The organism is Amycolatopsis pretoriensis, from assembly GCF_900107925.1.
GTDB lineage: Bacteria > Actinomycetota > Actinomycetes > Mycobacteriales > Pseudonocardiaceae > Amycolatopsis > Amycolatopsis pretoriensis.
In genome coordinates this window covers 335,382-359,379 of the sequence record NZ_FNUJ01000007.1, presented here as the reverse complement: position 1 = coordinate 359,379, position 23,998 = coordinate 335,382, and the positions used below count along the sequence as shown (strand labels likewise).

39 protein-coding genes are annotated in these 23,998 nt (G+C 68.4%); all 39 read right to left on the bottom strand.

Annotated elements, in window-relative coordinates; all coding sequences use genetic code 11:
- Position 1: 1 nt before the first annotated feature.
- The 39 genes from BLV96_RS31520 to BLV96_RS31345 all read right to left on the bottom strand — a co-directional run bounded on the left by BLV96_RS31520 (position 2) and on the right by BLV96_RS31345 (position 23,971).
- On the bottom strand, positions 2–469 hold the full coding sequence (locus BLV96_RS31520; RefSeq protein ID WP_086674055.1) for a hypothetical protein: 468 nt from the start codon (positions 467–469) through the stop codon (positions 2–4).
- Positions 470–473: 4 nt separating this feature from the next.
- Positions 474–866: a phage tail fiber protein gene (locus BLV96_RS31515; RefSeq protein WP_086674057.1), complete on the bottom strand. Its 393-nt coding sequence runs from the start codon at positions 864–866 to the stop codon at positions 474–476.
- 3 nt (positions 867–869) lie between these two features.
- A complete protein-coding gene (locus tag BLV96_RS50025; RefSeq protein ID WP_158104089.1) occupies positions 870–1,013 on the bottom strand; it encodes a hypothetical protein in 144 nt (47 codons plus the stop codon).
- 12 nt (positions 1,014–1,025) lie between these two features.
- Positions 1,026–1,691, bottom strand: a complete 666-nt coding sequence (locus BLV96_RS31510) for a hypothetical protein (RefSeq protein ID WP_086674058.1) — start codon at positions 1,689–1,691, stop codon at positions 1,026–1,028.
- Between the two features lie 5 nt (positions 1,692–1,696).
- Entirely contained in the window at positions 1,697–2,026 is a 330-nt protein-coding gene (locus BLV96_RS49330; protein ID WP_143051052.1) for a hypothetical protein, read from the bottom strand.
- Between the two features lie 28 nt (positions 2,027–2,054).
- Positions 2,055–2,954: a LamG domain-containing protein gene (locus BLV96_RS31505; RefSeq protein WP_086674059.1), complete on the bottom strand. Its 900-nt coding sequence runs from the start codon at positions 2,952–2,954 to the stop codon at positions 2,055–2,057.
- Between the two features lie 16 nt (positions 2,955–2,970).
- Positions 2,971–3,474, bottom strand: a complete 504-nt coding sequence (locus BLV96_RS31500; RefSeq protein ID WP_158104090.1) for a methyltransferase domain-containing protein — start codon at positions 3,472–3,474, stop codon at positions 2,971–2,973.
- Positions 3,475–3,478: 4 nt separating this feature from the next.
- The gene (locus tag BLV96_RS31495; protein WP_086674061.1) at positions 3,479–4,111 is read right to left on the bottom strand and encodes a 2OG-Fe(II) oxygenase; all 633 of its coding nucleotides are present in this window, start codon (positions 4,109–4,111) and stop codon (positions 3,479–3,481) included.
- Positions 4,101–5,411 carry a glycosyltransferase family 2 protein gene (locus BLV96_RS31490; RefSeq protein ID WP_167379793.1) on the bottom strand — a complete coding sequence of 437 codons (1,311 nt, stop codon included), beginning with the start codon at positions 5,409–5,411 and terminating at the stop codon, positions 4,101–4,103. The genes BLV96_RS31495 and BLV96_RS31490 overlap by 11 nt, the downstream gene beginning before the upstream one ends.
- Positions 5,412–5,473: 62 nt before the next feature.
- On the bottom strand, positions 5,474–5,854 hold the full coding sequence (locus BLV96_RS31485; RefSeq protein WP_086674063.1) for a hypothetical protein: 381 nt from the start codon (positions 5,852–5,854) through the stop codon (positions 5,474–5,476).
- 90 nt (positions 5,855–5,944) lie between these two features.
- Entirely contained in the window at positions 5,945–7,369 is a 1,425-nt protein-coding gene (locus tag BLV96_RS31480) for a phage major capsid protein (RefSeq protein ID WP_091389784.1), read from the bottom strand.
- Positions 7,338–8,330, bottom strand: coding sequence for an HK97 family phage prohead protease (locus BLV96_RS31475; protein ID WP_086684066.1), 993 nt, complete (start codon positions 8,328–8,330; stop codon positions 7,338–7,340). The genes BLV96_RS31480 and BLV96_RS31475 overlap by 32 nt, the downstream gene beginning before the upstream one ends.
- Complete coding sequence (locus BLV96_RS31470) at positions 8,327–9,601, bottom strand: phage portal protein (RefSeq protein ID WP_158104234.1); 1,275 nt, start codon at positions 9,599–9,601, stop codon at positions 8,327–8,329. The genes BLV96_RS31475 and BLV96_RS31470 overlap by 4 nt, the downstream gene beginning before the upstream one ends.
- A 74-nt stretch (positions 9,602–9,675) precedes the next feature.
- Positions 9,676–9,885 carry a hypothetical protein gene (locus tag BLV96_RS31465; RefSeq protein ID WP_086684060.1) on the bottom strand — a complete coding sequence of 70 codons (210 nt, stop codon included), beginning with the start codon at positions 9,883–9,885 and terminating at the stop codon, positions 9,676–9,678.
- Between the two features lie 11 nt (positions 9,886–9,896).
- Positions 9,897–10,397, bottom strand: a complete 501-nt coding sequence (locus BLV96_RS31460; protein WP_086684057.1) for a DEAD/DEAH box helicase family protein — start codon at positions 10,395–10,397, stop codon at positions 9,897–9,899.
- A gap of 2 nt (positions 10,398–10,399) precedes the next feature.
- Entirely contained in the window at positions 10,400–11,914 is a 1,515-nt protein-coding gene (locus BLV96_RS31455; RefSeq protein WP_208608370.1) for a hypothetical protein, read from the bottom strand.
- Entirely contained in the window at positions 11,856–12,293 is a 438-nt protein-coding gene (locus BLV96_RS31450) for a hypothetical protein (RefSeq protein ID WP_091389781.1), read from the bottom strand. The genes BLV96_RS31455 and BLV96_RS31450 overlap by 59 nt, the downstream gene beginning before the upstream one ends.
- Positions 12,294–12,736: 443 nt before the next feature.
- Positions 12,737–13,096: a hypothetical protein gene (locus tag BLV96_RS31445; protein ID WP_091389778.1), complete on the bottom strand. Its 360-nt coding sequence runs from the start codon at positions 13,094–13,096 to the stop codon at positions 12,737–12,739.
- Complete coding sequence (locus BLV96_RS31440) at positions 13,060–14,181, bottom strand: DNA cytosine methyltransferase (protein WP_086684575.1); 1,122 nt, start codon at positions 14,179–14,181, stop codon at positions 13,060–13,062. The genes BLV96_RS31445 and BLV96_RS31440 overlap by 37 nt, the downstream gene beginning before the upstream one ends.
- Positions 14,157–14,690, bottom strand: a complete 534-nt coding sequence (locus BLV96_RS31435) for a ParB N-terminal domain-containing protein (protein WP_086684572.1) — start codon at positions 14,688–14,690, stop codon at positions 14,157–14,159. Before BLV96_RS31435 ends, BLV96_RS31440 begins: the two co-directional genes overlap by 25 nt.
- 171 nt (positions 14,691–14,861) lie before the next feature.
- A complete protein-coding gene (locus tag BLV96_RS31430) occupies positions 14,862–15,092 on the bottom strand; it encodes a hypothetical protein (RefSeq protein ID WP_086684569.1) in 231 nt (76 codons plus the stop codon).
- Positions 15,089–15,292, bottom strand: a complete 204-nt coding sequence (locus BLV96_RS31425; RefSeq protein ID WP_086684566.1) for a hypothetical protein — start codon at positions 15,290–15,292, stop codon at positions 15,089–15,091. The genes BLV96_RS31430 and BLV96_RS31425 overlap by 4 nt, the downstream gene beginning before the upstream one ends.
- Positions 15,293–15,544: 252 nt before the next feature.
- Positions 15,545–15,928, bottom strand: a complete 384-nt coding sequence (locus tag BLV96_RS31420) for a hypothetical protein (RefSeq protein ID WP_086684563.1) — start codon at positions 15,926–15,928, stop codon at positions 15,545–15,547.
- On the bottom strand, positions 15,925–16,662 hold the full coding sequence (locus BLV96_RS31415; RefSeq protein WP_143051049.1) for a hypothetical protein: 738 nt from the start codon (positions 16,660–16,662) through the stop codon (positions 15,925–15,927). Before BLV96_RS31415 ends, BLV96_RS31420 begins: the two co-directional genes overlap by 4 nt.
- On the bottom strand, positions 16,655–16,846 hold the full coding sequence (locus tag BLV96_RS31410; protein ID WP_143051048.1) for a hypothetical protein: 192 nt from the start codon (positions 16,844–16,846) through the stop codon (positions 16,655–16,657). The genes BLV96_RS31415 and BLV96_RS31410 overlap by 8 nt, the downstream gene beginning before the upstream one ends.
- Before the next feature lie 74 nt (positions 16,847–16,920).
- Complete coding sequence (locus BLV96_RS31405; RefSeq protein ID WP_086684554.1) at positions 16,921–17,115, bottom strand: hypothetical protein; 195 nt, start codon at positions 17,113–17,115, stop codon at positions 16,921–16,923.
- Positions 17,112–17,372, bottom strand: coding sequence for a helix-turn-helix domain-containing protein (locus BLV96_RS31400; RefSeq protein WP_086684551.1), 261 nt, complete (start codon positions 17,370–17,372; stop codon positions 17,112–17,114). Before BLV96_RS31400 ends, BLV96_RS31405 begins: the two co-directional genes overlap by 4 nt.
- On the bottom strand, positions 17,369–17,554 hold the full coding sequence (locus BLV96_RS31395; protein ID WP_086684547.1) for a hypothetical protein: 186 nt from the start codon (positions 17,552–17,554) through the stop codon (positions 17,369–17,371). Before BLV96_RS31395 ends, BLV96_RS31400 begins: the two co-directional genes overlap by 4 nt.
- Positions 17,551–18,111 (bottom strand): hypothetical protein, encoded by a 561-nt coding sequence (locus tag BLV96_RS31390; protein WP_086684544.1) that lies wholly within the window; start codon positions 18,109–18,111, stop codon positions 17,551–17,553. Before BLV96_RS31390 ends, BLV96_RS31395 begins: the two co-directional genes overlap by 4 nt.
- Complete coding sequence (locus tag BLV96_RS50020) at positions 18,108–18,269, bottom strand: hypothetical protein (protein WP_158104239.1); 162 nt, start codon at positions 18,267–18,269, stop codon at positions 18,108–18,110. Before BLV96_RS50020 ends, BLV96_RS31390 begins: the two co-directional genes overlap by 4 nt.
- A 244-nt stretch (positions 18,270–18,513) precedes the next feature.
- Positions 18,514–19,923, bottom strand: a complete 1,410-nt coding sequence (locus tag BLV96_RS31385; RefSeq protein ID WP_086684541.1) for an AAA family ATPase — start codon at positions 19,921–19,923, stop codon at positions 18,514–18,516.
- Positions 19,920–20,633, bottom strand: a complete 714-nt coding sequence (locus BLV96_RS31380) for a bifunctional DNA primase/polymerase (protein WP_143051047.1) — start codon at positions 20,631–20,633, stop codon at positions 19,920–19,922. The genes BLV96_RS31385 and BLV96_RS31380 overlap by 4 nt, the downstream gene beginning before the upstream one ends.
- Positions 20,634–20,729: 96 nt before the next feature.
- Positions 20,730–21,113: a hypothetical protein gene (locus BLV96_RS31375; RefSeq protein WP_086684538.1), complete on the bottom strand. Its 384-nt coding sequence runs from the start codon at positions 21,111–21,113 to the stop codon at positions 20,730–20,732.
- Between the two features lie 23 nt (positions 21,114–21,136).
- Positions 21,137–21,424 carry a hypothetical protein gene (locus BLV96_RS31370; RefSeq protein WP_086684535.1) on the bottom strand — a complete coding sequence of 96 codons (288 nt, stop codon included), beginning with the start codon at positions 21,422–21,424 and terminating at the stop codon, positions 21,137–21,139.
- A complete protein-coding gene (locus BLV96_RS31365; RefSeq protein ID WP_086684532.1) occupies positions 21,421–21,696 on the bottom strand; it encodes a hypothetical protein in 276 nt (91 codons plus the stop codon). The genes BLV96_RS31370 and BLV96_RS31365 overlap by 4 nt, the downstream gene beginning before the upstream one ends.
- Entirely contained in the window at positions 21,693–22,004 is a 312-nt protein-coding gene (locus BLV96_RS31360; RefSeq protein WP_086684529.1) for a hypothetical protein, read from the bottom strand. Before BLV96_RS31360 ends, BLV96_RS31365 begins: the two co-directional genes overlap by 4 nt.
- A gap of 274 nt (positions 22,005–22,278) precedes the next feature.
- Positions 22,279–22,731 carry a hypothetical protein gene (locus tag BLV96_RS31355; RefSeq protein WP_086684524.1) on the bottom strand — a complete coding sequence of 151 codons (453 nt, stop codon included), beginning with the start codon at positions 22,729–22,731 and terminating at the stop codon, positions 22,279–22,281.
- Complete coding sequence (locus tag BLV96_RS31350; protein ID WP_086684521.1) at positions 22,728–22,976, bottom strand: helix-turn-helix domain-containing protein; 249 nt, start codon at positions 22,974–22,976, stop codon at positions 22,728–22,730. Before BLV96_RS31350 ends, BLV96_RS31355 begins: the two co-directional genes overlap by 4 nt.
- Complete coding sequence (locus tag BLV96_RS31345) at positions 22,973–23,971, bottom strand: PD-(D/E)XK nuclease family protein (protein ID WP_208608369.1); 999 nt, start codon at positions 23,969–23,971, stop codon at positions 22,973–22,975. Before BLV96_RS31345 ends, BLV96_RS31350 begins: the two co-directional genes overlap by 4 nt.
- Positions 23,972–23,998: the final 27 nt, after the last annotated feature.

Sequence of the window (23,998 nt, the reverse complement as noted above, 5' to 3'; positions counted from 1 at the left end):
CCTACTCGCGCCACCGAATCCAGCCCACCGTGTTCGCGGCGCCGGAGGACGTGAGTCGGATAGCAAAGTTCGTCGATTCGGGGATCGCGAATTCCTGGTCGAGCGGCCACTGAAACGGGAAATACATGGGCGTTGGAATCGTCACGGCCGGGTACAGGGTGCCGCCGAGGGTTCCTTGGCTAAATCCCGTGGGTTCGACGGTGTCGGCGACTTTCGCCGCCGACACCGCAGAGTCGATGTTACGGTCCCCGGCCCATTTCTGCGGTGTGGCAGCGGTGCCGGTGCCGGTGGTGGTGAACGTTCCCCACTCGATTTTGAGGCTGCCCGCGGCGGTCGCGTCGCACCCGATCACGAGTTCTTCGATCTGCGGCGACCCGTTTGCCGGCGAGGGGAGTTCCAAAATCGTCTTGGCCGTGGCCGCCGAGAGGGACACGGCGTTCCACGCGATGTAGTACCGAACGGATGCCATCGGATCACGCCGCGATCGGGGTGAACGCGAACGTCAGACTCGTCAGATTCAGCGTGTCTCCGGTGTTCACGGTTTTCGACGCCGTCAGGGCGGCGGAGAACAGGAAGTTTCCCGCCGAGGTTGCATCCCACGCCGAGATGTGCGAGACAACCTCCCCGTTGGTGCCGGCCCAGCTCGCCCAGCTCGGCGTGTTCGACATCGACTTGGAACCGGCGGACGCCGCAGACCACGACACGGTCGGCCTGGTGGTGACCGACGATGCGTTGGTGGTCCCGGCTGAACCCGGGTCGCCGGTGTGCAGCTTGACTGCACAGGTCGTCGGCGCAGTGAAAGCCGTGCCCGCCAACATGTCCAGCCACTTGTTAGCGAGGTTCGCGGAGCTGATTCCGACGGTCATTGATCAGCCTTCCTGTTCGGCGTCGGCGGCTTTGATCACTTCGGCCTCGGCCGTGATCTTGAGTCCCCACACGTAGCCGGGCGGGAGGTCCGGCAACGCTCCGGGCGGGGCGTCCGGATCGATCGGGATGTCTGGCGGAAGGTCCACAGTGGCCCCCGTTCACTGGCACGCCGCGCGGAAGGCCGCTTGCGGAAGTCGAACGGTTCTGGGTGTGATGGCCGTCGCGGTGGCCTTGACCTCAACCATGATGATGCTGCAATCCGACGCTGCCGATCCCGCGGACATCGTGGTGCCGGAACCGGACACACCGTCTGCGGTCGTGCGCTTGAGGATGCCGCCCGCGACACCGCCGAATGCGGATTCCGCGTCGTTCCAGGTGCATCCGGTGCCCGCGGTGTCGGTCGTGGCGCCGAGGTTGTCGCCGAACGCCGCCCATCCCCATGAGCCGGTCTGCGTCATCGTCAATGTGATCGTGTTGGACTGCGCGACGTTGTGCGCGCCGGTGAACGACGCCTCAGCGCCAGTGAATACCAGTACCCGCAGGGCGTTCGCCGTGAAGCTACCGCTCTTGGTACTCGACACGGTCATGCTGGACCCGGCCGAGATCGCCCACCAGCTCGCGAGCGAGTTGCGCGAGGTCACGCCCACGGTGTCCAGTTGGGTCCAGCTGAGACCGCCGCCTGACAAGGAGAATGTGTTGGATTCGTCCGCCATCGAGAACGCGATGAGCAGGGCACCGGACGGCGGGGTGAAACTCGCGGTGGTGGCGGGGTTCGCCGTGCCCTTGACGAACGCCGGCGAACTGCCGTCGAGGGCTATTGCCATGCCGGTTACTCCGGATTCACTCCGGCAGTCAGGGAACCGATGTCGTCAAAGGTCTCTAGACCGATGCCGCTAAGTTCCTCAACGCCGAACGTGCCAGTCTCGCCGGTCATCTCAAGTGACACGCGTTCCGCGTCCGATCGGTCGACGATCATGTAGTTCCATGGGACCTCACTGTCGCGTTCGTAGTCGATGCCCTGCAGTACAAGGGTTCCCGTGCCGTTGACCGGGCTGTCGAACCGTACGTAGAAGGTCAGGGGGTGCTGGTTTCCATCAACGTCCCAAAATGAGTCGCCCCATACCCACGGTGATGCGGGCGGCCATGGTCCGTGCGGCATTGCGTGTCCCTCCGTATGGGGTTGGGATCTACACCGGCACGCCGGCGATGAGGTTGTAGACGTCAGCGACCTTTGATCGGATCGTCGCGTCGTCGACGGTGTTGTCCACCTCGGCGTCGGACGCGAGAGCCCAGACGAACCGGTCGGTGTAGGTCGCGTGGTCGGCAAGGCAGGCTTGCGCAAGGATCAAGCGGGCCTTATCCGCGGCGGACGGCGAGCCGGCCCCGAGGATCGCCTTTCCGACGATGACCCCGTATTGCTGCATTGCGGCGCACACCCGGTTGACGAACGTGGCGTCGATGGCGAGCGCGGCGGCGGACGCGAGGTCGGACGACGCGACCGGAGTGTTCATGGCGGCGACGATGCCCGCGGGCTCTAGGGCTGTGTTGTAGATCCGTAGGTCGTCATAGGAATCCGTGCCGGTCCACCCGAACAACGTCGGGGCGTCGGCGATGCGGAGCGGGCCGGTTAGCGTCTGCTGGTCCGCCAACACGCCGTCGAGGTACAGCTTCACGGCGTTGCCGCCGAACGTGCCGGCCACGTGATGCCAATTCGTCGTGTCCGGCCATGCGGTGAGCGGCCGGGCGAATTCGTCGGCGCCGTTGCGGCCTTGTATGCAGATGTTCCCCATATTGCTGAGGATTCCCCACGCGCCGGACCCTGCCCCGCCGTCTGCGGTCGGGTCGTACCACTGGATCGGCCACGCGTCCGGGATGCTGCCTTTCGCCCACAACATGACCGTGCGTTCGTCGGTCTGGCCGATGTTCGGCAGGGTAAGCGGCGTGGCCCCGTTGGGGCGAAGTCCGCCGAGGGTGTGGCCGGTGACCCGGGTCGCGCCGGACGTCAGGGCGAAATCGTGGGCGTTGCCGGAAAGGTCGATGACGGTGTCACCGGATTCGTCCATGGAGTAGGCCGCGACAAGCGCCATGCCAACACCTTTCGGTTTAGGCGGTCCGAGGTTTGTAGGCGACGGCGCGGGTGTCGCACGGGCCGGTGCGCTGGTCGGTGATCACGTCGACGAATCCGCAGTCGCGCAGGACGCGCCCGAGCGCGTCAGCAGACACGTTCGCGTAGTGCTCGCCCGGGTGTAGTCCGCCCGATCCGTCGATCGCGGAGTGTTCGCCCCGTCCGGGGCCGGCGCACGTGACGATGAACTTCCCACCGGGTGCGGCGGCCTTGTACGCGGTTGCGCAAATTTCCGGCCAGACGTCGGTGTGCTCGAACACTTCGCAGCAGACCACGACGTCGTATTCCCGGTCCGGGGTCCAGCTAGCGGCGTCGGCGATGATGTGGACGCGGGCGCCGGGGCGGATATCGAGTACGGTGTAGTCGGCGTTCGGGAAGAGGTCTCGCACGGAGCCGTTGATGTCACGGCCGCCAATGTCGAGGACGGCGACCCGTTGAAATGTGCGGTGGTATTCCACCCACGCGTGTGCCTCGGCGTGCACCGCCTCACCGCCAAATCGTTGAGTGCGGGTTGCTGGCCTCGGTGCGGCGCGGTGCGTAGAAGTAGCAGGCCAGCGACTTGCGGTGGTGCTCGCCCGCAATCGGGTCGGGGTGGCCGTGCCATGACCGGTCCGAGGTTTCGAAGATCACGGTCCGGTTGAACGTCGGGGTGATCTCGACGTCGCGGTGTTCGCCGAGGACCAGCGCGCCGCCCCACTCGTTTCGCCACAAGGGGTTGAGAAAGACGAGGACGTTGACGCGCCGCTCTCGTGTCGGGTCATGCGGGTGGATATTGAAATCGACGTGCGATGCGAGTCGGCCGCCGTCGGATGTCATATGCATCCCGCCGCCGAGGGTGTCGGCGGAGAGGGATTGGATTCCGGTCAAGGTCTCCAGTTCCCGGGCCATCTCCGGGGTTCGCATGTCGGAGAACCATCGATGCGTCTCGGGGCCCCACATGTCGGGGCCGCCGCAGCGCTTGCCGCGTTCCTTGGGGTCGGGGTAGGTCACCCATCGTGGGTCGGTGGCTGGCGGGAACTCGGCGGCGATAGCCCGCAGGCGCGCGGCGTCCCACAGGTCGTCGATGACGACGTGTGGGAACGGTTCCGCTGTCCTGAACGTGGCCGGGTCACTGAACATGCTTGCGTGCGCGCCTCTCGAACAGGTGCCGGTCCGGGATCGCACGGGACTCGCCGAGCGCGTACACGTCGTCGGTGTCGGCCTTGCCCCACCGCGGGTGCAGGTGCTCGACGACGGACGCCAGTGCCATGCCCCAGACGCCGCGTCGGCGAGCTGCGGTCACGATCTCGTTATCCACGAACCAATGTCGGTAGCCTTCGTGCGCGAGGACCTTCGGGCCGTCCCAACTTGCGCCGGTCTCGTCCACATAGGCGCGGCGGATCAGGATGTGTGTTGCGTGTTCGCCGGCGATGACGGCGGGGTTTCCCAGGTCGTTGGTGCCGATGACGTGGAGATCGTCCCCGGCGGTTGCCTGGGCGTGGTCGAGCCATCCCGGGCGGAACGCGACGTCATCGCCGGTCAGGAAGATCCACGGCTCGGTCGTCTCTCGGTAGCCGGTGTTCATCTTTTCCGAGAACGTCCCGGGCGTATCGCCGTCATAGTCAATGACTTGGGCGCCGGCGTGCCGCCATGCGTCGGCGGTCTCGGTGTCGGCGACGTCGGCCACGGCGTAGACGGTCGCCAGTCCGGTCGTCGCCCGCAGGGTGGCCATGAACGGTTCCGCGTTCTGGGGACGGCGCATGACCGGGACGACGACTGCGGTCGGCTCGGTTGCGGGCGGTGCGGTCGCGGCGTCCCAGAAGTCGGCTTCGCCGAGCCAGGCGCTTTTCAGGTGCGTTGTCCGGACGCCGGTGTGCACGTGGACGGGGATGTCGAGTGCGCCAGCGCGGACGCAGAACGACACGTCTTCGCCGAGCAGCTTGCCGCCGCCGCCGGGTACGCGGTCGAACCACACGGGACCGTTCTCGTCCCGGATGCGTTCCAGGACGGACCGGTGGATGAGGATGCACGCGGCGCCCGTGCCGGCGCACTTGATGACGCTGTTGACCGGGTATCGGGTGCGACCCATGAACGTCGGCCCGCCGTCGGTGTCGACCCAATCGAGGATCGTCACCCGGGGTGCGGTGCGGTAGCCCGATAGGCCATCTTGGGCGGTCTCTTTCTGGGCGAAGCACAGGCCGCCGACGATGGGGCGGGTCTTCGGGTCGGCGACCTCGATGAGGCGGTCGATGGTGTCCGGTGCGAAACCCATATCGGTGTCCACGAAGAACAGCCAGTCGGCCGGCCGTTCGAGGAATGTCTTCACGGCGTGGTTGCGGGCGTCGACCAGGTCGGAGCTCCGCGCGCACCGGACGGCGATGTACCCGCCTTCGAGGACGCGGCCGCGGGTGGACGCGTCGAACATCAGCAGGTTGATCACCGAGTCGTGGAAGCTGTACGCCACGTCGATGTCGTGGACGTACGCGAGGCAGACAGACCCCGTCATTCGTCGGTGGTCTCGGCGGCTTCGTTGATCTTGGCGTATTCCTCGCGAAGCCGGTCGAGTCCCCATCGACCGTCCACCTTGACGTCGGCGTTCTCGAGTTCTTCGCGCAGGCTCGCGGCTTCGTCGAAAGCCTGATCGGTCTTGCTGAGAGCGCGCTTCTCGCCGGGTTCGGCGGTCGCCTTTTCGACCCGGCCAGTCTCAGCGTTCCCCGCGTTGTAGACGTCGGCGGCTGAGCGACGGGCGAACGCGCTCGGGTCGGACGTGAACCAGTCCGGGTGACTGGCCACGACCGGGTCGTCAGCGTCCCAGATTTCACCCCGCTCGATCTGGACGGTCGGGGTGACCCACGTTGAGAAGGTCGCGTAGACGACAGCCATGGTTTGTCCTTCCGGGATGGTGGTTGAGGGGGCTGGTGTCCGCCGGGCACCAGCCCCCTCGGTCCCTCGCCGATCGCCGAGGGGGCGTGATTACTGGTTCTGCAGCAGGCGGAACGCCGCGTCGTTGACGCTGTTGCCACCGATGCGTGCGTAAGCGAACCAACCGCGCTGGCCCGTGGGCCGGTTGTTGGTCACGTCGAACAGCTGCGGAACAAGCTCCACGTTCATGCCGGTACGACGGGCAATCACGTAGTTGGAGAAGTCGCCGACGACGCAGCGGTTTTCGACGCCGGTCGTGCCGGTGAAGTCCGGGAAGTACGGGGATTCGTACACCGGCTTGTTGAACAGGACCTCGGCCGCGCCGGCGGGCAGGGTGACAGTGGCGGCGTGGTACACGTTCGCCGCGCCGAACTGCCGGATGCGGTTGTTGATGTCGACCGACATCATCCACGATGCCTTCCGGCGGTACTTCTGCGGCAGGGACTTCCACGTCTTGTAGATGTCTTCCTGGCCGAACGCACCGTCCGTAGTGGACACGACCTGCGATCCCGACGCCGCACCGAGGGCGGTGAGGATGCCGCGTGGCTCGCCGGAACCCGAGCCACGGCTGAACTTGTCGATGAGAAGTTCGTCGTAGCCCTCAGCCAGAAGTCGAGCCATCTCGGACTGAAAGCCGGGCCAGTCCTCGCCGATCTCGATCGAGTACGGGATAAAGCCGCGTGCCGTGAAGACGGTCACGCTCGGCTGAGCGATGGTGATGCTGTCGTCGGACACCGCCGTGGCCTCGGCGTCGAACGACCAGCTAACGCCGGCCGCGCTGACACCCTTCCACGCGTTGGTGTTGACGTCGACCTGTCGCGCGATGCTCAGGAACGGGTTGTCCGTTTCCTGGTCGGTCAGGATGACACTGGGGTCGATGAACACCGGGATCGCGAAACCGCCGGCGGTGGTGGTGCCTTCCGACGCGGCGCGGTACTCCTCGTACCGGAGCATCGCAATGCTTTCCTCCGGCGTGAGAACCGCGTCGTTGCCGCGGGTCATCTTCTTGTGGAACGCGCTGCGGTAGTGCTCGTTCTCGGTGACGAGGATGCGGCGGGCGAGTTCGGTGTATCCGGCCGACCGGACGCGGTTGTCCAGAAGGTCGGCCTGGTGGGCGTTGAGCATGTGGTTCGAGTCGCGGTCTTCGAGGACCCGGAGCGCGCCGTCACGGGCGGTCCGCCAATCCATCGTCCGGACGTCGACGCCGAACCACTCATCGGTCGGCTTCTTGGCGTCCGGCAGGCCGGAGATCTGCCGATACGTCTTGTTCCGGATCTGCGCCGCGCGGGCTGCGCGCTCTTCCAGCTTCTCGTACTCGGGAAGAATCGTTTCCCGTTCAACGGTGAGGTCGTCCCAACGCTGTTCCTCATCGGGCGTGAGGATGGATTCCTTCTCCGCCAGGTGCAGGATCTTCGCGTCAAGGTCCTTGAGGCGATTACGCAGCTCAACAAGCCGCGTGTTCTTCTCCTCGGGCATTGATGCCTAGCTTTCCGACGCCATTGCGCGTCACGTAAGCGCGCCGGGCATAGAGCTGCCGAGCGGCGCGATCAGTGGGCGACGGGTGCCCTTCGGCGGGCGGCGCGTCTTCGGGGTTCGACGGGTGCCCCTCGGGCGGCGCGTCGGGAGCCTCTGCGGGCTCGGTCTCCGTGTTCGCCGTTCGGTCATGACCGAACGGCGAACGGTCAGCCGGGTGCCCCTCGGGCGGCGCGGCCTGTGAAGTCGTGGGGAACAGCACGGCCCGAGCGACTTCGCGGCGCAAGGCCGGGTCTTCGGGCGGTGCGTCGTGAGAGGTGCGGGCGCTGGCGAGCGCGGCGCGGACCTCGCGGCGAAGCTCGTCGTCCTGCTGAATCGTCGCGGCGATGCCGGCCGCGCGGACCGACACGGAAGTCCCGACGTAGGCCGGGAACACCACGGGCCCGAGTTCGGCCATCTTGAGTTCGATCAGTGTGCGTTCGAGCGGGCCCCGGTCACCGGGGTCCCACAGCAGTTCGGGCAGCTCCCCGGCCTTCAGCAACGTGCCGGTGTTGTCGCGCCACTCGTCCCGCACCACCGAGAACCGGAAGCTCATGCCGTTGACGGACTTGTTGGCGATGGCGTCGCGCACAGGCTGCATCAGCCAGTTGTCCGAAATGCGGCCGGCGACGTACAGGCCCTGGTCGTCCTCGCGCAGGTCAGTGATCGTGCCGATGGGAATCGATCCGATCAGCGGATGCCGTCCGTGATCGAATTGCATGACGGGCGTGGTCTCGCGGATCGTCTTCTTGAATGCTCCCCGGCGGATCTTCTCCAGGAAACAGCCTTCCCACGAGTCGATTTCGGTGGGCTGGTCGAATACGGCCGCGTAGCCTTCGAGCGTGAGGCCGTCGCCGGTCGGCTCCGCGTCGGCCCGGGTGACCGTGAACTGCACCGAACGGCACAGGTCGGTGGGCGCGTTCATGGCTTTTGCACCTTCTTTTCGGTGGCCGGTGGCGGCGCCTGCTCGGCGCCCGGAGGGTGGAGTTGCACCGAGAACAGGCCGGAGTGGGCGCCCGCGAGTCGCTTGAGGTCGTTTGCGTGGACCGCTTCCACGACCGCGTCCGGGGTGAACCCGGCCATGATCAGCGTGCTGATCGTCGCCGCGTCGGATGCCTGGATTTCGGCTTGGTCCTTGACGTCTTCGCGCAGGAACGCGATGTCGCGGTCGTCGTACCAAAGCCGGGCACCGCTGGGAACCTTGAGCAGCCACTGAAACGCGCCGCAGAACGCGCCCCACAACGGGCGCATCGTGCCGTCCACGAACTGCCGTTTCGCCGACGTGTAGTTGCCGGCATTGAGAGAGCTGCCGGCCATGCCTTCGGACAGGCCGACGATGACGGGGTGGACGCCGGCGCACGCGGCGATCCGGGTTTCGGTCGCGCCCTGCGTGGCGGCCAACGCGAGGTCGCCGAACGTCTGCGAGATGGTCTTGATGTCCGCGCCGCCGCCGAGGAACACCGTTTTGCCCGCGTTGGCGGGGCCTTCGGTCGCGGCCCGGAACTTTTCGACGAAGGCGGCGAACTGATCTGGCGTGATCGACTTGTCAAGGCTGACCACATAGGACAGGTTCGCGCCGGTGCGCAAGGACACGCGCTTGTGCTCGGTCATCTGTGTGTCGGCGTCGATGTCTTGTAGGCACGCCGTCATCCACGACTGACCGAGGAACTGCCACCGCGACGGGATCGGCTTGTAATGCGCGATCTCGTGCGGTGAGTAGACCGTCATGGTGTCGTTGGTGGACATGTAGACGTAGCCGAGCAGGCGTTCCCCGACGCGCAGGCCGGTCACCTGGTCCTCGATGGCCTCGGTGAGAATCTTGACGTTGCCGGGGTCGAGCCGGACCAAGTAGTTGTCGTGGTCGGCGACCCAATACGAGTTGCCGTAGGTGGCGACGTCGAGTTCCGCGGCGACCAGAAGGTCACGGGTGGTTGCTCCCGGCCACGGCTCTTCGAGGATTGCGAGGTCCGGCGTGCCGAACAGGTCGCCGGGTCGGCCGTTGCGCATCTGCTGGTACTGAAACCTGGCCTCGGAGAAGACCGATACGCGCTTGGCTTCGCAGGCGTAGACCACGGCGTTCGACTCGTAGAACCCGGAGTTCATCGACCCGGACGAACCGAGCTGGTACGCCTGGTACGTCAAGCCGTCGTAGACGACCTGTGAGCCGGGCCGCCACATCCGTTGCCAATCGGTCATCGAGAGACCGACGGTGTTGTTGTCTCGGGCCTCGGGGCGCTTTCGCGACTGTGCGATCCGTTCGAGCAGGCCCATCAGTCACGGCCCCTCGCGTCGTTCCAACCCACCTGGATTGCGGCGAAGCACCACGCCAGGACGAACCACGCACCACCGAGCGCCTTGGCAATGAGCCAGCCGAGTCCGAACAGGACGGCGGCGACGACGGTGAGGGCGACGCGTCCGGCCGAAAGAGCCTTGGCCCTGGCGTTGATCCGGTCGGTGGGGACGCGGTCGAGAACGGCCATGGTGCCCCCCGTCAGACGTAGCGGGGATCGACGCAGACGATTCCCCGGTCAACGGGCGGCGACGGGCTCGCCCACTCCGGGCGGAGCCGGCCGGGGTCCTGGTCGTGAATCCATGGGGCGTAGCGGCTGAACCATTCACCGATCGACGTCGACGTCCCGGCAGGTCGGCCGTCGGCCCGTGCTCTCCGGCGGCATTCCCGCTCGCCCGGGTTGAGCAGGTAGACGGCCGCGTCCCATCGGGCGGCGAGTTCGGCGCGCTGCCGAGGCCGCGGGGCCGTGCGGATGACCCACGCGGTCGCGCCGCTGGGCTCGAGTACGGCCCAGCGGACGGCGGCTTGCATGTCCGCTTCGGCCCGGGACCGCCACGGCTCCGGATGGCTCCACAGCACCGGTGACCCCAGTTCGCGGGCGATCACGTCGAAGTCCAAGACGATGTCGTCGGGACCGGCGACCAGGTCGGCGAACGTGGTCTTGCCGGCGCACGGTGGCCCGGCGATGACGACGATCCGCATCGTCAGAGCAGCGCGAACGTCGGTTCGGCACTGACGTTCTGGTCCACCAGGTGCGACAGGGCGTGCCATGCCCACCGCGCGACCGTGACGGCCACCAGCGGGCTTGTGTCCGCGGCAGACTCTTTGCGGGCCCACACGAGCGTGTCGCCGTTCTGCTTGACCTTGGCGCCGGCCACCGAGGCGTCCAGGGCGTTTGCGGCGTCGGGGACGTACCGTTCGGTGCGCTGCCGGACTCCATCGAGGAACTGACCGCACGCGGCGGACATCTCCATGGCGCTGGTGACCGCGAGATCGCCGCGTCGCGGCTTCTCGGGGTCTTCGGGCCGGGTGATGCCGACCTTTTCCAACTCGACGTCCAGGGACGCCGCGCAGGCCCGGCCCATGGCGATCGCGACGGGGTTGACAGCCTCGCGCCACTCCCGGATGCGGTCCAGCAGCCAATCCGTCCCCGGGCGGTAGTCCACAATCTGCATGTGGCCGTACCCGTCGGCGCGGCGGCCATACAGCCCGATCGCGGCATAGTTGCGGTCCGGCGCGATATCCACGCCGATCGCGACGTCGCCGTCCCGGCGCGACTCGGGGTCCATGAGGGCCGCCCAGTTCGCGGGGTCGATCGCGCCGCCGCCGATCAGTTGCCGCGGCCACACACTCAGCCGCTCGCGGGCGAACTCCGGAGCACCCATCGACCGGCGTTCCCGCCGAATCGTCTCCTCGGTGATCCGGACGCCCATGGCCGGGTTCGTGGCGGCCCACAACGCGACGTCGTCGAGGTTGAGCCGGTCGAGCTGGTCCAGGTTCGCCGCCGGGCCCCAGTCGCGCCAGCCGAGCGAGTCGTCACCGCCGGCCTCGGCGCGCGCCTTGAGGGCGAACAGGACGTCCCCGCTGTCCCCGTCCAGGGGTGGCGACGACGTGTACACGATCTGCGGGTTCTGGCGAGCGCTCATCGTCGGGAGTAGGGCGGCGTGCTGGATTGCGCTGTAGGCAAAGCTTTCGTCGATCAGGTTGCAGTCGCCGGAGAATCCGCGGCCACTGCTCTTCGAGCGGGCGATGAACTTGAGCCGCTGGCCGGTGGCGCGGATCTCGAAGCTCTCTTCGCCGTTGGTGTTGCAGGTTTTCACGGTGTCGGCCGGGATCACGCCGACGTGTTCGAGATTCCGGATGAGCGCCCGCAACCGCAAAAACGCTTCCATCGCGGTCTTGTACTCGTGCGCGCTCCACATGATCAGGCGTTCGCCCAGCAGGAACAGCCCCGCGAGCGCACGCGCTTCGAGGATCGCGCCCTTGCCGTTCTGGCGAGCCACGATCTCGCCGTACTCGAAGCACGCCCACTTGCCGTCCTCGCGGACGGCCAACATCACCCGTAGGGCGTCCTGCTGCCACGGGTCCAGTTCCAGGCCGGCGCGGCGGGCGAGTTCGACCGCCTCGGCGCCCAGGCTGAACACGTGCGGCGGGACAACCTCAACCCGTGGCCGCCCCGCGCCGCGCGGCGATTCGCTCAGTGAGATCGGCAATGCCACTCACCTCCGCAACCGGGGTGGCCTGCCGGGCTCCGCGCTCGGCGGCGTCGGCGTCGCGGCGGATCTTCGCCCGGGTCGAGATGATCCGGACGACCGTGTCGATCGCGCGCAGGTCTCCTTTGAGGACCGCGGGCCACGCGGCGGCCTGTAGCCGGTCCAGCCGCATCAGTTCGAGCGCGCGCTGTTCGTCGGTAGCCGGGGCGGCGTCCTCAGCGATGTTCGGGGCGAGCGCGCGCTGAATGTCCTTGCACGCCGCCGCGCGGCCGGCGTAGCCAAGCCGTTCGGCGATCGTCTCGTAATCGACGCCGGCAAAACGCATCGCGACCGCCCGGCGGCGACGCTCGGCGGTCTTAGCTCTCTGCTCTTCCGAGGCGGCCAAGTCGGCACCTCCCGCCGACTACAGAACGTCACCGAAAATCTCCTGCTAACAGGTCGTCAAGGTCCTGACCATCACCGGTCCGTCAGCTTCCTACCTGCGCAAACGTTGGCAGGTTGCTCACGACAACTTACGAACGCGCACTGTGATCAACTGACATGTGAGGACCCGTTGGCGGGCCTGCGCACGAGCGCGGGGGGAGATCTGCGGGGGACGTGGGGCGCGGGGTCAGCTGAGTTGATCTCCACGTGATCTTGGTACCCCCCGGTAGTTGATCACCAAGTCCCGGTTGGAGATCAATCTTCGACCCGGTGGAGATCAACTACCCAACCATCCACAAGATCCACAAGGCTGTCCACAGGCTCGGCCGGTCCTTACCCGTGAGTAGCTGACGAACACGGTGCGAGCTCCGAGCTAACTCACGACAAGTAGGTCAGATGCTGACGTCACACGCTGCTCGCGTCGACGGCGACGTAGCCGCGCGGCTGGTGGCTGGCGAGCGGCGCGCACGGCCGACCGTGCTGGCACGCGCAGTCACCGAGGGCGACGGCCCGTAGCCGGTTGCCTCGCGCGCTGTTGCACCCGAGGTGAGCGAGCCGGAGCCCGGCACGCCGCGTGGGGTGGCCGCCGTGGCTCAGCTGGATCAGATGGTCAGCCGAGCGGGCCCGCGGGTGCCGGGGGTGCAACCGGGGGTCCACGTAGTCCCCGCAGATCCAGCAGTGGGTCTCTTCGGCGTAGACGCGGGAGCTGACCTCGCGCCACGCGCGGCCTACCCTGCCGGCGCGTGTGGCCTCGGTGCGGGACACGGTGCGCCTCCCTGCCCCACAACCGGGCCGGTGCGCGTCTGGTCCAGTGTGGACCGGACGGCGGTGGCCACGGCCCGCATCATCAACGGCGGCACGCTGTTGCCCACCCGGGCGTGGATCAGCTTGTACGCCGAGTCGCCCCAGTCGTATTCGTCCGGGAACGACTGGAGTCGGGTCATCTCCCGCGACCCGATGAACCGGTCTTCGGCGGGGTGGAGGAAGCCGGCCCAGCTGGTCCCGAACAGGCTCGGCAATGCGGGTGCCGGCCGGTGCCATGACAGCCGGTACAGGTTGAACTGTGCGGGCTTGCGTCCTGCTGCCCGGAGGGCCTTGGCGCCGTTTTCGCCGGGACCGATCATCGGGGCGAGAGCCACGAACTTCCCCGTCGGGCGGACGATCAGCCCGGGGTTGTCCAGGTCGGCCCAGGCGTGGCGCACGGTCAGAGGCCGGGACACCGGCGTGGGGTGGGTCGGCTCGGCGTCCAGATCGGACCGTACGCCGATGAAGATCATCCGGCTTCGGGACTGCGGCACCCGCAGCCATGAAGAGTCCAGGACGCGCGCGGTGACGCGGTAGCCGGGGCCGGCGGTGCGGAGCGCGGCGAGGACTTCGGCGAACCGGACCCGCATCCGTGTCCGGATCATGTCGGCGACGTTTTCCATCACGAACATCCGGGGTTGCCATGCCGAGAGCAGGCGCACGAAGTGGCGGAACAGGTCGTTGCGGGTGTCGCGTGCGGTGAACTTGCCGGCGCGGGAGAACCCTTGGCACGGTGGGGACCCGTCGAGCACGTCGAGTTCGCCGGGTGCGAGCGGCAGTGCGGCGGGGTCCAGCTCGGTGACGTCGCCGTGGTAGACGGCTACGTCGGGGAAGTTGCGGCGGAACATGGCTACGGCGTGCGGGTCGCGTTCGACGGCGAGTAGTTCGCGGAAACCGGCCATGGAGTAGCCGAGAGACGATCCGCCGCATCCGGCGAACAGGGACGCCACGGTGGGTGCGTCCGGCTCGCGAGGCGCGGTGTGGGCGGCCCATGCGGCGGTCAACTCGGCGCCGTAGCCGGTCACGGCGGGAATTCGTGCCCGCATTCGGGGCAGGTCATGAGCTTGACGTCATCGGCGGCCGATTCGTCGTACTCTTTGAACTCGGTCAGGTCGGCCGGGTCGCCGGTCAGCTTGTCGAGTTCGGTTTCCGACCAGCCGAGGGCAAGGGTGTCGAACTCGGCATCGGCGAGGCTGCGGAGGTTCGCGGCGAGCTGGTCGGCGTCCCATGTAGCCAGTTCGGCAGTTCGGTTGTCGGCGAGCGCGTACGCCTTGGCGGTGGTGGCGTCGTCGTCGACGAACACGGCGGCGAGGTCGGACCAGCCGAGGTCTCGGGCCGCTTGCAACGTGTGGTTGCCGGCGGTGACGATGCCGGTTGGCCGGCCTTCGGCGTCGGTGCCGGTGAGTTTCGCGACGACGGGTTTGCGCTGTCCGAAGACGTTGAGGCTGCGCCGGATCGCGGCGACGTCGCCACGGCGGGCGTTGTCGGGGTCGCTGATCAGGTTGTCGATGGGGACGGCGAGCCCGCGCAGGGGTTCGATGATGCGTGTGGGCACGGCGGTTGCCCTTTCGCGTTGGTGGCGGTTCGGAAGCTGGCGGCAGGTGGGACCACCCGTAATCTGCGCCGGGCGTCACCGGCCCGGCATCTTCGGGACGCGGACCGGTGCCGGTGAAACCCCGTTGGACCTGCTCTTACCTACGGGTCGGCCAGCAGCACCGAGGGGGTCTCAGTCGTCGCTCTCGACGAACTGCAAGGTGTAGGCGGTGCCCTGGTCGAACAGGTCGGCGGCCTGCCCGTTGAGGGTCATGTTCACGGTGAGGTGCGGAGTGGCCAACGCCCATTCGGCGTTGCGACCGTCGGCGTAGTCGGCCGCGAACGCGACCTGCGCGAAGCGGCCGGCGTCCCCGGGTTCGCCCTGGACGGTCTTGCTGGTGCACTTGACCTTCGCGGTGATCATGACGTCCTCTCGGCGTGGGGCTCGGCGCGTTCGCGGCGGTGTCTACCGGCGTTGCGGGTGCGAGCGCGTTCGGCGACGACGCCGATTCCGGCGCCGGTCGCGATCAGGCTGGTGATGATCAGTGCCCATCCGAGGCAGACGATCCAGAACGGCAAGGCCGGCGGATTCCTTTCACCGTCCACCGCGTAGCGGCCGGACATTGAGGTGGACGATGGCACCGCGAACGACCTCCCCGTCCGGCATTTCGAGAACGCCGGCGCGGAGCTGGTCATTGGCGGCTGTGACGGCGTCAGCCGCGTCAGCCGCGTCGATGTCGACCGTCAGTACGTGGCCGTAGTTGGTCGAGATCTGAAGACGGTAGGTCGCGCGTGGAAACACGAGACAATCAAATGGGAATTGACGTCGGCGCCGGATTTCGGGCGCACGTGTGCTTGGTGCACACGGTAATACTGTCAGCCGCTTTCGCCAAGTCCGGCCCGGCGGCGGCGTGCCCGTGCCTGGTATTCGAGGGCGTCGCGGATGAGGAATCGCCGACCGTCCGGGGTGTCCACACTGGCCAGTCCGCGAGAACACCACTGGTCGATCGTCCCGGGCTGGACGCGGCAGAAGTCCGCCAGTTCTTCGACGGTCAGCAAGTCGTCGTCGCTGAACTGCGCGACGGCGGGCACGATCCAGCCCTGACCGAGGCCCTGAACCCGGCCGTCGAGCTCGCGGCACGCCTCGGGAGCGACGGCGGCGTACGCGTCCCGGTAGGTGCGGGCGATCCGGCGGGCACGCTCGGTGGGCGTGTCGGCCGGCCACGGCCACGGATCGGGCTGTTTGCGCCGGGGACTCACGCCGCGAAGCCTTTGCGATCGGCGAGAATGCTGCACAACGTGTCGTATTCCTCCCACGTGTAATCCCGCAGACAGGCGCGGCAATGGATGACGTCGTCGCCGTCTTCACGCTCCAAGCTGAGGTATTGGCACCGCGGGCAGGGCGACGGCAAGTGGTTGATTTTTCGGGTCTGCCCGATGACGGCGCGGGCGCGGTGATGCCGGTCGAGCAGGAGGACGGCGCCGTCGAGGCCGTCGCGGACGAGGACCGTGGCAATGCCGTCGACCAGGCCGGCGTGTTCGACGTGCTCGACGTCGCGCAGGGCGAGGAACACGGGCACGGCGTTGGCGAGGATGCGCGCGGCGCGCTGCAGGGCCACGCCGGGCCGTGAATCGCGGGTGACTTGCGTGTCCATCACGATGCCGAGCACGTCGCTTGTGGACTCGGCCCAGCAGATCGCTTCATGCACGATTTCGGCCATGAGAGCTTCGACGTCGGCCCGGACGGGGATCGGGAGGTCTCGGGTGCCGGTGACAACGTCGGCGCCGGGCCGGGCGATGCGGGCGAGGACGCGGTGTAATTCGACGTAGTCGCGCGGGAGCTCGCCGAGGACGTCGCCGAGGTGGACTGTGCACGCGGTGCACAACCCACGGTCGGCGTTGATTTCGGCACCGATCCGGGCGCCGGTGTCGGGGTGGCGTTGCCACCGAGCGCACCGGGGGCCACGGTGGCAACGGTGGTGGCATTCATCCACGGGGTACCTCCGTCCAGTCTTCGACGACGATGACGCGCCGCCGGTAGGTCTTCATGCCGGCCGTGGCGTACTCGGCCGTCAGCTCACTGGGCGGCGTCCAGCCTGCCGCCAGCAGCGCCGCCACCATGCGGTCGGCGTCACCGCGCAGGCCCGGCGGGGGCGCCCCGATGTACGACGTTGACATCGCCCGATGCGCGATATCGATTGCCTCGGCTCGCTCACGTTCGTACTGACCGACGCGGGGGTCTTCGATCCGGTTCATTGACGCAGGTCTCCCGTGATCTCGACCGAGATGATCTTGAGGCCGTGATGCCGGTTGGTGACGACGTGGACTCGGTCGTTGCCGTGGCCGCCGGACGCCCGCGCGTAGTCCAGCCATGCGGCGATTTCGTCCAGCGTCATCCCGCGTTGGGGGTCGTTGGCGTTGCCGGTGATGCGCTTGCGGGCGATCACTGGCCGGTCTCCGCATCGGTGAGCCATTGCATCATCGCGGGGAACCACTTGGGCAACGGCGACTGTGCCCGCCGGGATTCGATGCGGTGGATGGTGCTGACGCTCACGCCGATCTCGGCGGCGAGGTCGCGCATGGTCATGTTCTTGCGGGTGCGTGCCGCGTGGATGCGCTGCGGCAGTTTCGCCAGGACGTTTTCGGGCGCGGCGTTCGGCGGCGTGTGGCGTTGGTCGGGGCATCGGCATTGGGGGTTGGTCACGGGGTCACCTCAGTTGTGGTCGTCTGGTCGGCGAGTCCGAGCACGTCGAACAACAGGCGGAGGTCGGCGGCGTCTCGCGCGTTGGCGGCGACGACCCGGGCGGCTCGGGTACGGGTTTCCGGGTCGACGGCGTAGGCGCTGACCAGGTGGTAGGACGTCGACATGTGGTCGCTGGGCTTCACGCTGCGCGCTCCATTCGCGGGAGTTTCTTGAGGGCGTCGACGCGATAGGCGGGCATGAGGAACGGCGGCGTGAGGCCGGCGAGGACCACACCGATCGATCCCAAGGCCAAGGCGTCGGCCTGGTCGTTGACGCCGTGCGGGACACCGGGTGTCCACGACGGCCACATCCGGTTCGCCGCGAGCGCGACGGCGGCTTTGTCGGCCCCACCGGACGCGGCGGCGAACTTGGCGCGGGTCGCCGGCGGGATCGCGACGACGGGCACGTGGCGGCCGATCAGGGCTGAGACGACGGCACCCCATAACCAGGCTCGTTCGAACGTGCCGGCGCCGTGGCCGTGCGGTATGGGCGCCTCGATGACGGCGAGCCGGCATGGCGTGGTCCAGGCGATCACGTCGTCGCGGATGCCGCGGATGCGGCTGTCCCGGGCGGCGAGATTGGTCCCGGTGGGTTTGGACTGCCGGCAGTTCGTTTCAACGATCCACTTGCGGCCGTCGGTGGTGATCCGGGCGAGGCCCGTGCTGGTCAAGGACAGGTCGATGCCGACGATCGTGGTCATTCGGCTTGCCCTTCGCCGGGCCAGCGGGCCAGCAGCAGCAGCCACACGGCGATGCCGAGCCACCAGGGGTCTTCGAGGGTGCCCCAGAGGATGAGCGCACCGAGGGCGCCGTACACGGTGATGAGGAACCACGCGAGCGGCGAGATAGTCAGCTTCACAACGTCGCCTCCCGGGCGATGGTCTGGCGGTTTCGGGCCGTTCCGGACGGCCCCTGACCCACCCGTCCCCTCCTTTAGAGGGAGGGGGACGGGGACAGGTGGTGGCGATGGGGGTGTCCCGGGGTGTCCCAGGTGGACGGGGACAGGTCTGAGCTGGGCAAACATGGGCTCGGTCCCCGGCTGTCCCATGTGGACGGGACAGGTGGTGTCCGTCCCACCTGTCCCGGACAGGTTTTCGGACATTTCAGGCACCCCCGGTGAAGGTCGTTCGGCGCACCCGAAGGGCCTCGCCGAGGGCGTCGTTACGGACCTTGATCCCCCGCTCGGCGAGCATGTGCCGCACCCGATCCCGGCCCCAGTCGGCCGGCACGGCGAGCCGGTCGAGGGTCCGCACGATCTGCGCGACCCGGTCCGGCAGGCCACTGCCGGGCAACAGCACGTGCCGTAACGGCATGTCGTGCTGGTCGAGGATCACCGAGTCGGGATGGTGGGCGTTGCGGCACGCGATCCGGTCCAGCCGGACCCGGCTTTCACTGGTGCGGGTCAGCTTCCACGCCACGTCGACGTCCGAGATCTTCGCCGACGACCCGCGCATCCCGCGGTCTTCGTCCTTGCCGGCGTGGTCGAGCCGCAGCACGGTGATCCCGGCCGCCTTGAGCGGCACGCACGAATACCGGTACAGGGCGTTGAACGTGTCGGCGCTGTTCTCCTCGCCGCTGATGACCCGGCTGACCGTGTCGATCACGACCATCTCGGCGCGATGCCGGGTGGCCTCGGCGAACAGCTGGGCGCCGCCGACGCGGGTGTCCAGCGCAGGGAGGGCCGGGAAGCTGAGGTAGATGAGCCTGTCCAGTTCGGACGGCTGGTACCCCATGTCTTTGAGCCGGCCCACGATGTCGGTGACATGGTTTTCCAAGTCGACGTAGAGCACCGTCGCCGGGGCCGCGGGCGGTTGTCCGAGCGCGGATCGGCCCGCGGCGATGGCGGCGCACAGGTCGAGCGCGAACAGCGACTTGCCGGCCTTCGCCGGGCTGTACAGGGCGTACATGCCGCCGCGCTCGAGTACCGGGTACGCCAGCCAATCGACGTCTTCGGGTGTGCGTGACCAGGTCTCGCGCCAATCGAGCGGCGGGTACGCGGTGTTGAGGGCGACCGTGTCGGTCGCACCGGTGTCAACGGCCCCGGAGGTTGATACCCCGGCGGCGCCGGGGGGCGCCGGGGGTGGGCCGTCCAACGTGTACGCCGGGCGGTAGCCCTTGACGGGTTCGAGCTTGACGACGCGGGGTTCGGCGCCGCCCTCGCGCGTGGCGCGGTAGACGACGTGGTTGATTTCGCTGGCGGGAAGCCCGGACACCCGGGCGGCCGCGATCAGGGTGTCTATGGCGTGCTGGGCGTCGAGGTGGCCGGCGGCGACGAGACTGCCGATCTTGAAACAGGCGCGGTTGAGGTTGTCGTTGCGGGTGCCCTCGGTGGACGCGGCGACCGCGTCCGCTTCGTACTCCAATGCCTTTTCGGCGTAGTGGGCCGCCGCCGGGTCGCCGGCGGCGGCGGCTGGGAGATCCGACAGGTCAACGGTGACGGCGTGCCCGTTCGGGGTGTAGAGGCCGGCCGCTTCGAGCACGGCAAGGAACGGGTGCGACGCGGCGGCCGTCATGGTGCACCGGCCGAGCGCGTCGGGACGGGCCGGCGCGGCGCGGTGATGACGGGCGACGGCTTGACCTCCCACGTGTACCGGCGACCGCTCGCGAGGATCGACGGCGGGGCGACGATGTAGCCGCCGCGGCCCCGGTAGTCGATGCCGGGCAGCGCGCCGGCGCGGGTGAGGTTGCCGCCCCCGGCTGGTTCGAGCAGCAGGTGTATCCCGTTGTGTGCCGTCGACGCGACGCCGTGAACGTCCGGCATGGCGTCGACGGCACGGAGCCGGTCCCACGCGGGCCGGGCGCCGTGCCGGAAATCGATGTCGATCACATCGAAGTGGCGGCCGGTCGGGAGACCGATGTTCGCCATCGGCCACCGGCCCCACCACTGCCGGATGAGGATGCGGTTGTCGGTGGCGTCCTTGAACCCGCGGGTGTTCGGAAACGGGATCTTCGTGCCCGGCCGGAGCGGGAACACCGGCCATCCCATTTCGGCGTAGGCCAACGCGGCGTCGAACAGCCGGGGCGGCCGGTCGAACATGCCGTCCAGCTGGGCGGCGAGGGTGTCGGCCAAGGCGTTGTCGCCGGCCTCGGCGGCGGCGAGGAATTCCCTTTCCAGTTCGAATTCGTAGCCCTGCGGGTCCTGGCATCCCGGGTGGGTGCGGGTCCGCCGGTCTTGGTACGCCAGCACGTCGCCGCATCCGGGGCAGGTGGTGAAGGTGCGCACGGGGTTGATCCACCTCCGATCGACGGTTCGTGGGTTTGCGCTGAGGTGCGGCCGCACACCGCCGGGGGTCGGGGCCCCGGCGGTGACGGTCGAGCCTCAGAACGGCGGCTGAGCAGACGACGCGAGGTGCCGCCGGGCGACGGCCTTGTCCGCCTCGGTGGGTTCCGCGAGCATCCAAGGCGCCGACTGGCCCGGCTTCTTTTCCCCCTGCCCGAGGCGGCCGAGGTTCATCCGGCCGGTTCCCGCGTTGGACCGGACTTGGCCCTGCAGCAGCTTGGGGAAAATCAGGGTGTCCTTGTATTCGAACGGCGCGTCCGGGCCGTCCAGGACGACGACGTCGGCGCGGACGGTGGGGCCGTCGGACACCTGCGTCTTGAAACTGGCGATCACCTCGTGGGGGGTGATCAGCAAGAGCCGCCCATTGAGGTCGGCCCATTCGATCCCGGTGATGCTGCCGGGACCGTCGAACAGATCGGTCATGGTGTTGCCCTTCTCGTGTGGTGCTAGCGCAATTTCTGTTGCTCTGCCGCGCATTCGTGGAGTAGGCGGAGCTCTCGCCATCCGCGCTCGGGCAGAAACTTCGGGACCCACCCGATGCGTGGGCCTCGATACTCGTAGATCCGCAGGTGGACCGTGGTCAGGTCGACGGTCACCGCCGGCGGTTCGGTGTCGAGCTGGATCACCCGGTGGTTTTCGGTGAACACGTCGACGCTGCGTCCGCACCCGAACCGGCACGGCCGGCGTTTCACGACGGGCGCGGTGGTCGCGCCGGACCAGCGGCGGCGGTTCACCGGGTCACCGCCACGCGCCGCCAGTACCGATCGCGGCTGGCCCGCCGGTGCGCGCCAGCGCAGGGCGCGCAGCGGCATCCCCAGTTGGTGTAGGTGTTGGCGATCCCGTGCCGGTGCTGCGGGACGGGCGCGACCAACACGCCGTCGACGATGCGCCGGCTGGCGAACCGGACGCGGCGCTGTTCCCGGCCCCGTTCGGTGTTGGCCGCGGTGCACCACTGGCACCGGCACCCGTGGTTGACGTACGTGCTGGCGTTGCCGTGCTCGGTCATGACGCCGCCCGCGCGGTCCGCTGCCGCTCGGCGCGCACCCGGGCGAGGCGCTGCCGTTCGGCGCTGGCGGCCCCGGTGCATGGCTCGCAGCGGCATCCCCACGCGTTGTAGGTGGTGACCCGGCCGTGCCGCTCGGCGGCGACCGGCGCGACCCACACCCCGTCGACCAGCAGCCGGCGGGCATACCGCCGGTGGCGTTCGTCGCGGGCGGCGGCGCGGTTGGCCTCGGAACATGCGACGCAACGACAACCGACGTTCTTGTACCCGTGGGCGGTCCCGTGGTAAGTGAGGCGACGGCGCCCGTTCATCGCGCCTCCCCGGCCAGTGCGAGACGGGAGAGGCGGGATCGCCGCGAGGACGCGCTAGCCGCGGCGGTGCATGGCTGGCAACGGCATCCCCAGTTCGCGTACAACGTGACCCGGCCGTGCTTCTCGGCCGGGAGCGGCGCGATCCACACCCCGTTGACCAGCACCCGCGCTGCGTACCGCTCGGCGCGGCGGCGGTTGATCATCGCGTTGTGCGCGGCGCGGCATCCGGTGCACCGGCACCGATGGTTCTTGTACCCGCTCATCGTTCCGTGGATCACGACGCCGCCCCCGGGAGCCGGACGTTGTGTTCGGCCACGATCTGCCGCGCCACTCGGGCGGAATGGGTGGTGCCGATGGATTCGTCGTCGCCATCGTCACCGTTGACGGCGTAGATGTGGATGCCGTAGTGGTTGCCGACGCGCCATGGCCGGCGGTCGCGGTACACGCTGGGGTCGGCGACGCGGGCGGCGTAGTCCTCGATCAGGTCGGCGAGGCTGTCAAAGTCCAGGTCGACTGTGTATTCGTTGCCGGGGGTGGCCTCGGCGAGTGTGCGCAGGACGGCTTGCGCGGCAACGATCCCGGCCGCGTAGAACCCGTCGCCGCCGGCCGGGTCGCCCCCACCGAGCTGGCGGCACTCTTCGTGGGAGACCGCTGCCGCGGCGGCGCGGACCAGTCGCCGCGCCAAGTGGGCGTCGTAGCTGTCTTCTTCGAGAATGGGGCTGGTCACGGTCGTCCCTCCATGGTCGCGTCGTGTTCCTCGGGGCGGTGGTCGAGCCATCGGAGAACGGCGATGACGTTGTCCACTCGGTGGTCCCGCCCTGCCTCGATGCGGGACACGGTCGCGAAGTTGATGCCGATCTCTTTGGCCGCAGACCGGATCGACATCCCGCGACGTTCCCGGATCTCCCGCAGGGCGTGGGGCAGCGATTCGAGGACGTCGGCCACGACGGTGTGCAAAGTCAGCCTGCTCACGCCGCCCCCTCCAATTCGGCCTTCCGCGCGAGGCAGGCCGGGAGGATGAAGTCACCGTCCACACCGGACGCGACGTGCTGTTGGTAGGCGGCGCGGAGCCCGTCCAGGGTGGTCGCTGCCCGGATCTCCGCGAGGGCAGCGGCGACGTTGTCGGACACGCCGCCGGCGACGACGGGCGCCGCCGATGTGTCCGGGCGGGTGACGTCCCAGGGTTCGAGCAGGCCCTTCCGGGTTCGCCAGTCGCGGACTTTCCCGGCGAGCCGGACGCCGTCCCAACCGGCGTCCAGGTCAATCCAATGCAGCTCGCACCGGCCGGTCCCGGCGGGGAGGTGGATCACGATGCCGCGGCTGGTGTCGACCGGCTCGGGGTACGGGAACCGCTCACCCGTCGCGTGGTCGTAGGGCATCGATCGGGCGTAGACCGCAAGTTGCATGGCGATTTTGCCTGCGGCGTAGTCGATCGACCCGGTCTTGACGTCGCCGATGTAGGCATTGCCCTGGTACCGCACGACCCGGTCCGGGGTGCCGCCGATGCGGAGTTCGTCCAACACCGTGAACTGTTCGATCATGAGCGGTTCGAGGTCGCGCGTGGCGGCCCGGTACGCGTCGAGGTCGTCGAGGTGGGCGGCGGGCACGATCGGCAGCTGTTCGCGCCGGTCGATGCGCTCGGTCAGGGCGTGGAGCGCCGTGCCAGTGGTCGACGCGGCGCCGGCCTTGGCGGCGTCCATCGCTTGGTCGGCGATGCGGTTGAGGCCGTCTTTGTCGTCGCGTTGGCTCGCGGACACCGCCAACAGCAGGTCGGGCCGGTCGGCAAGGCCGATCGCGACCATGCGTTGCTGCCACTTGCCGAGGTTGTAGGTGTCTTCCAGGCACGACACGTAGGTGGTGCACCGGGTATAGCCGACGGCCTTGTGCCCGCCGGGCGGGACAACCATGGGTCGGCCGAACCGGTCCCGCGGGATCGGCGTGGCCGCCGAGTCGATGACGCCGGTCATTCCACACCCTCCCCGTTCGGGTGGTCG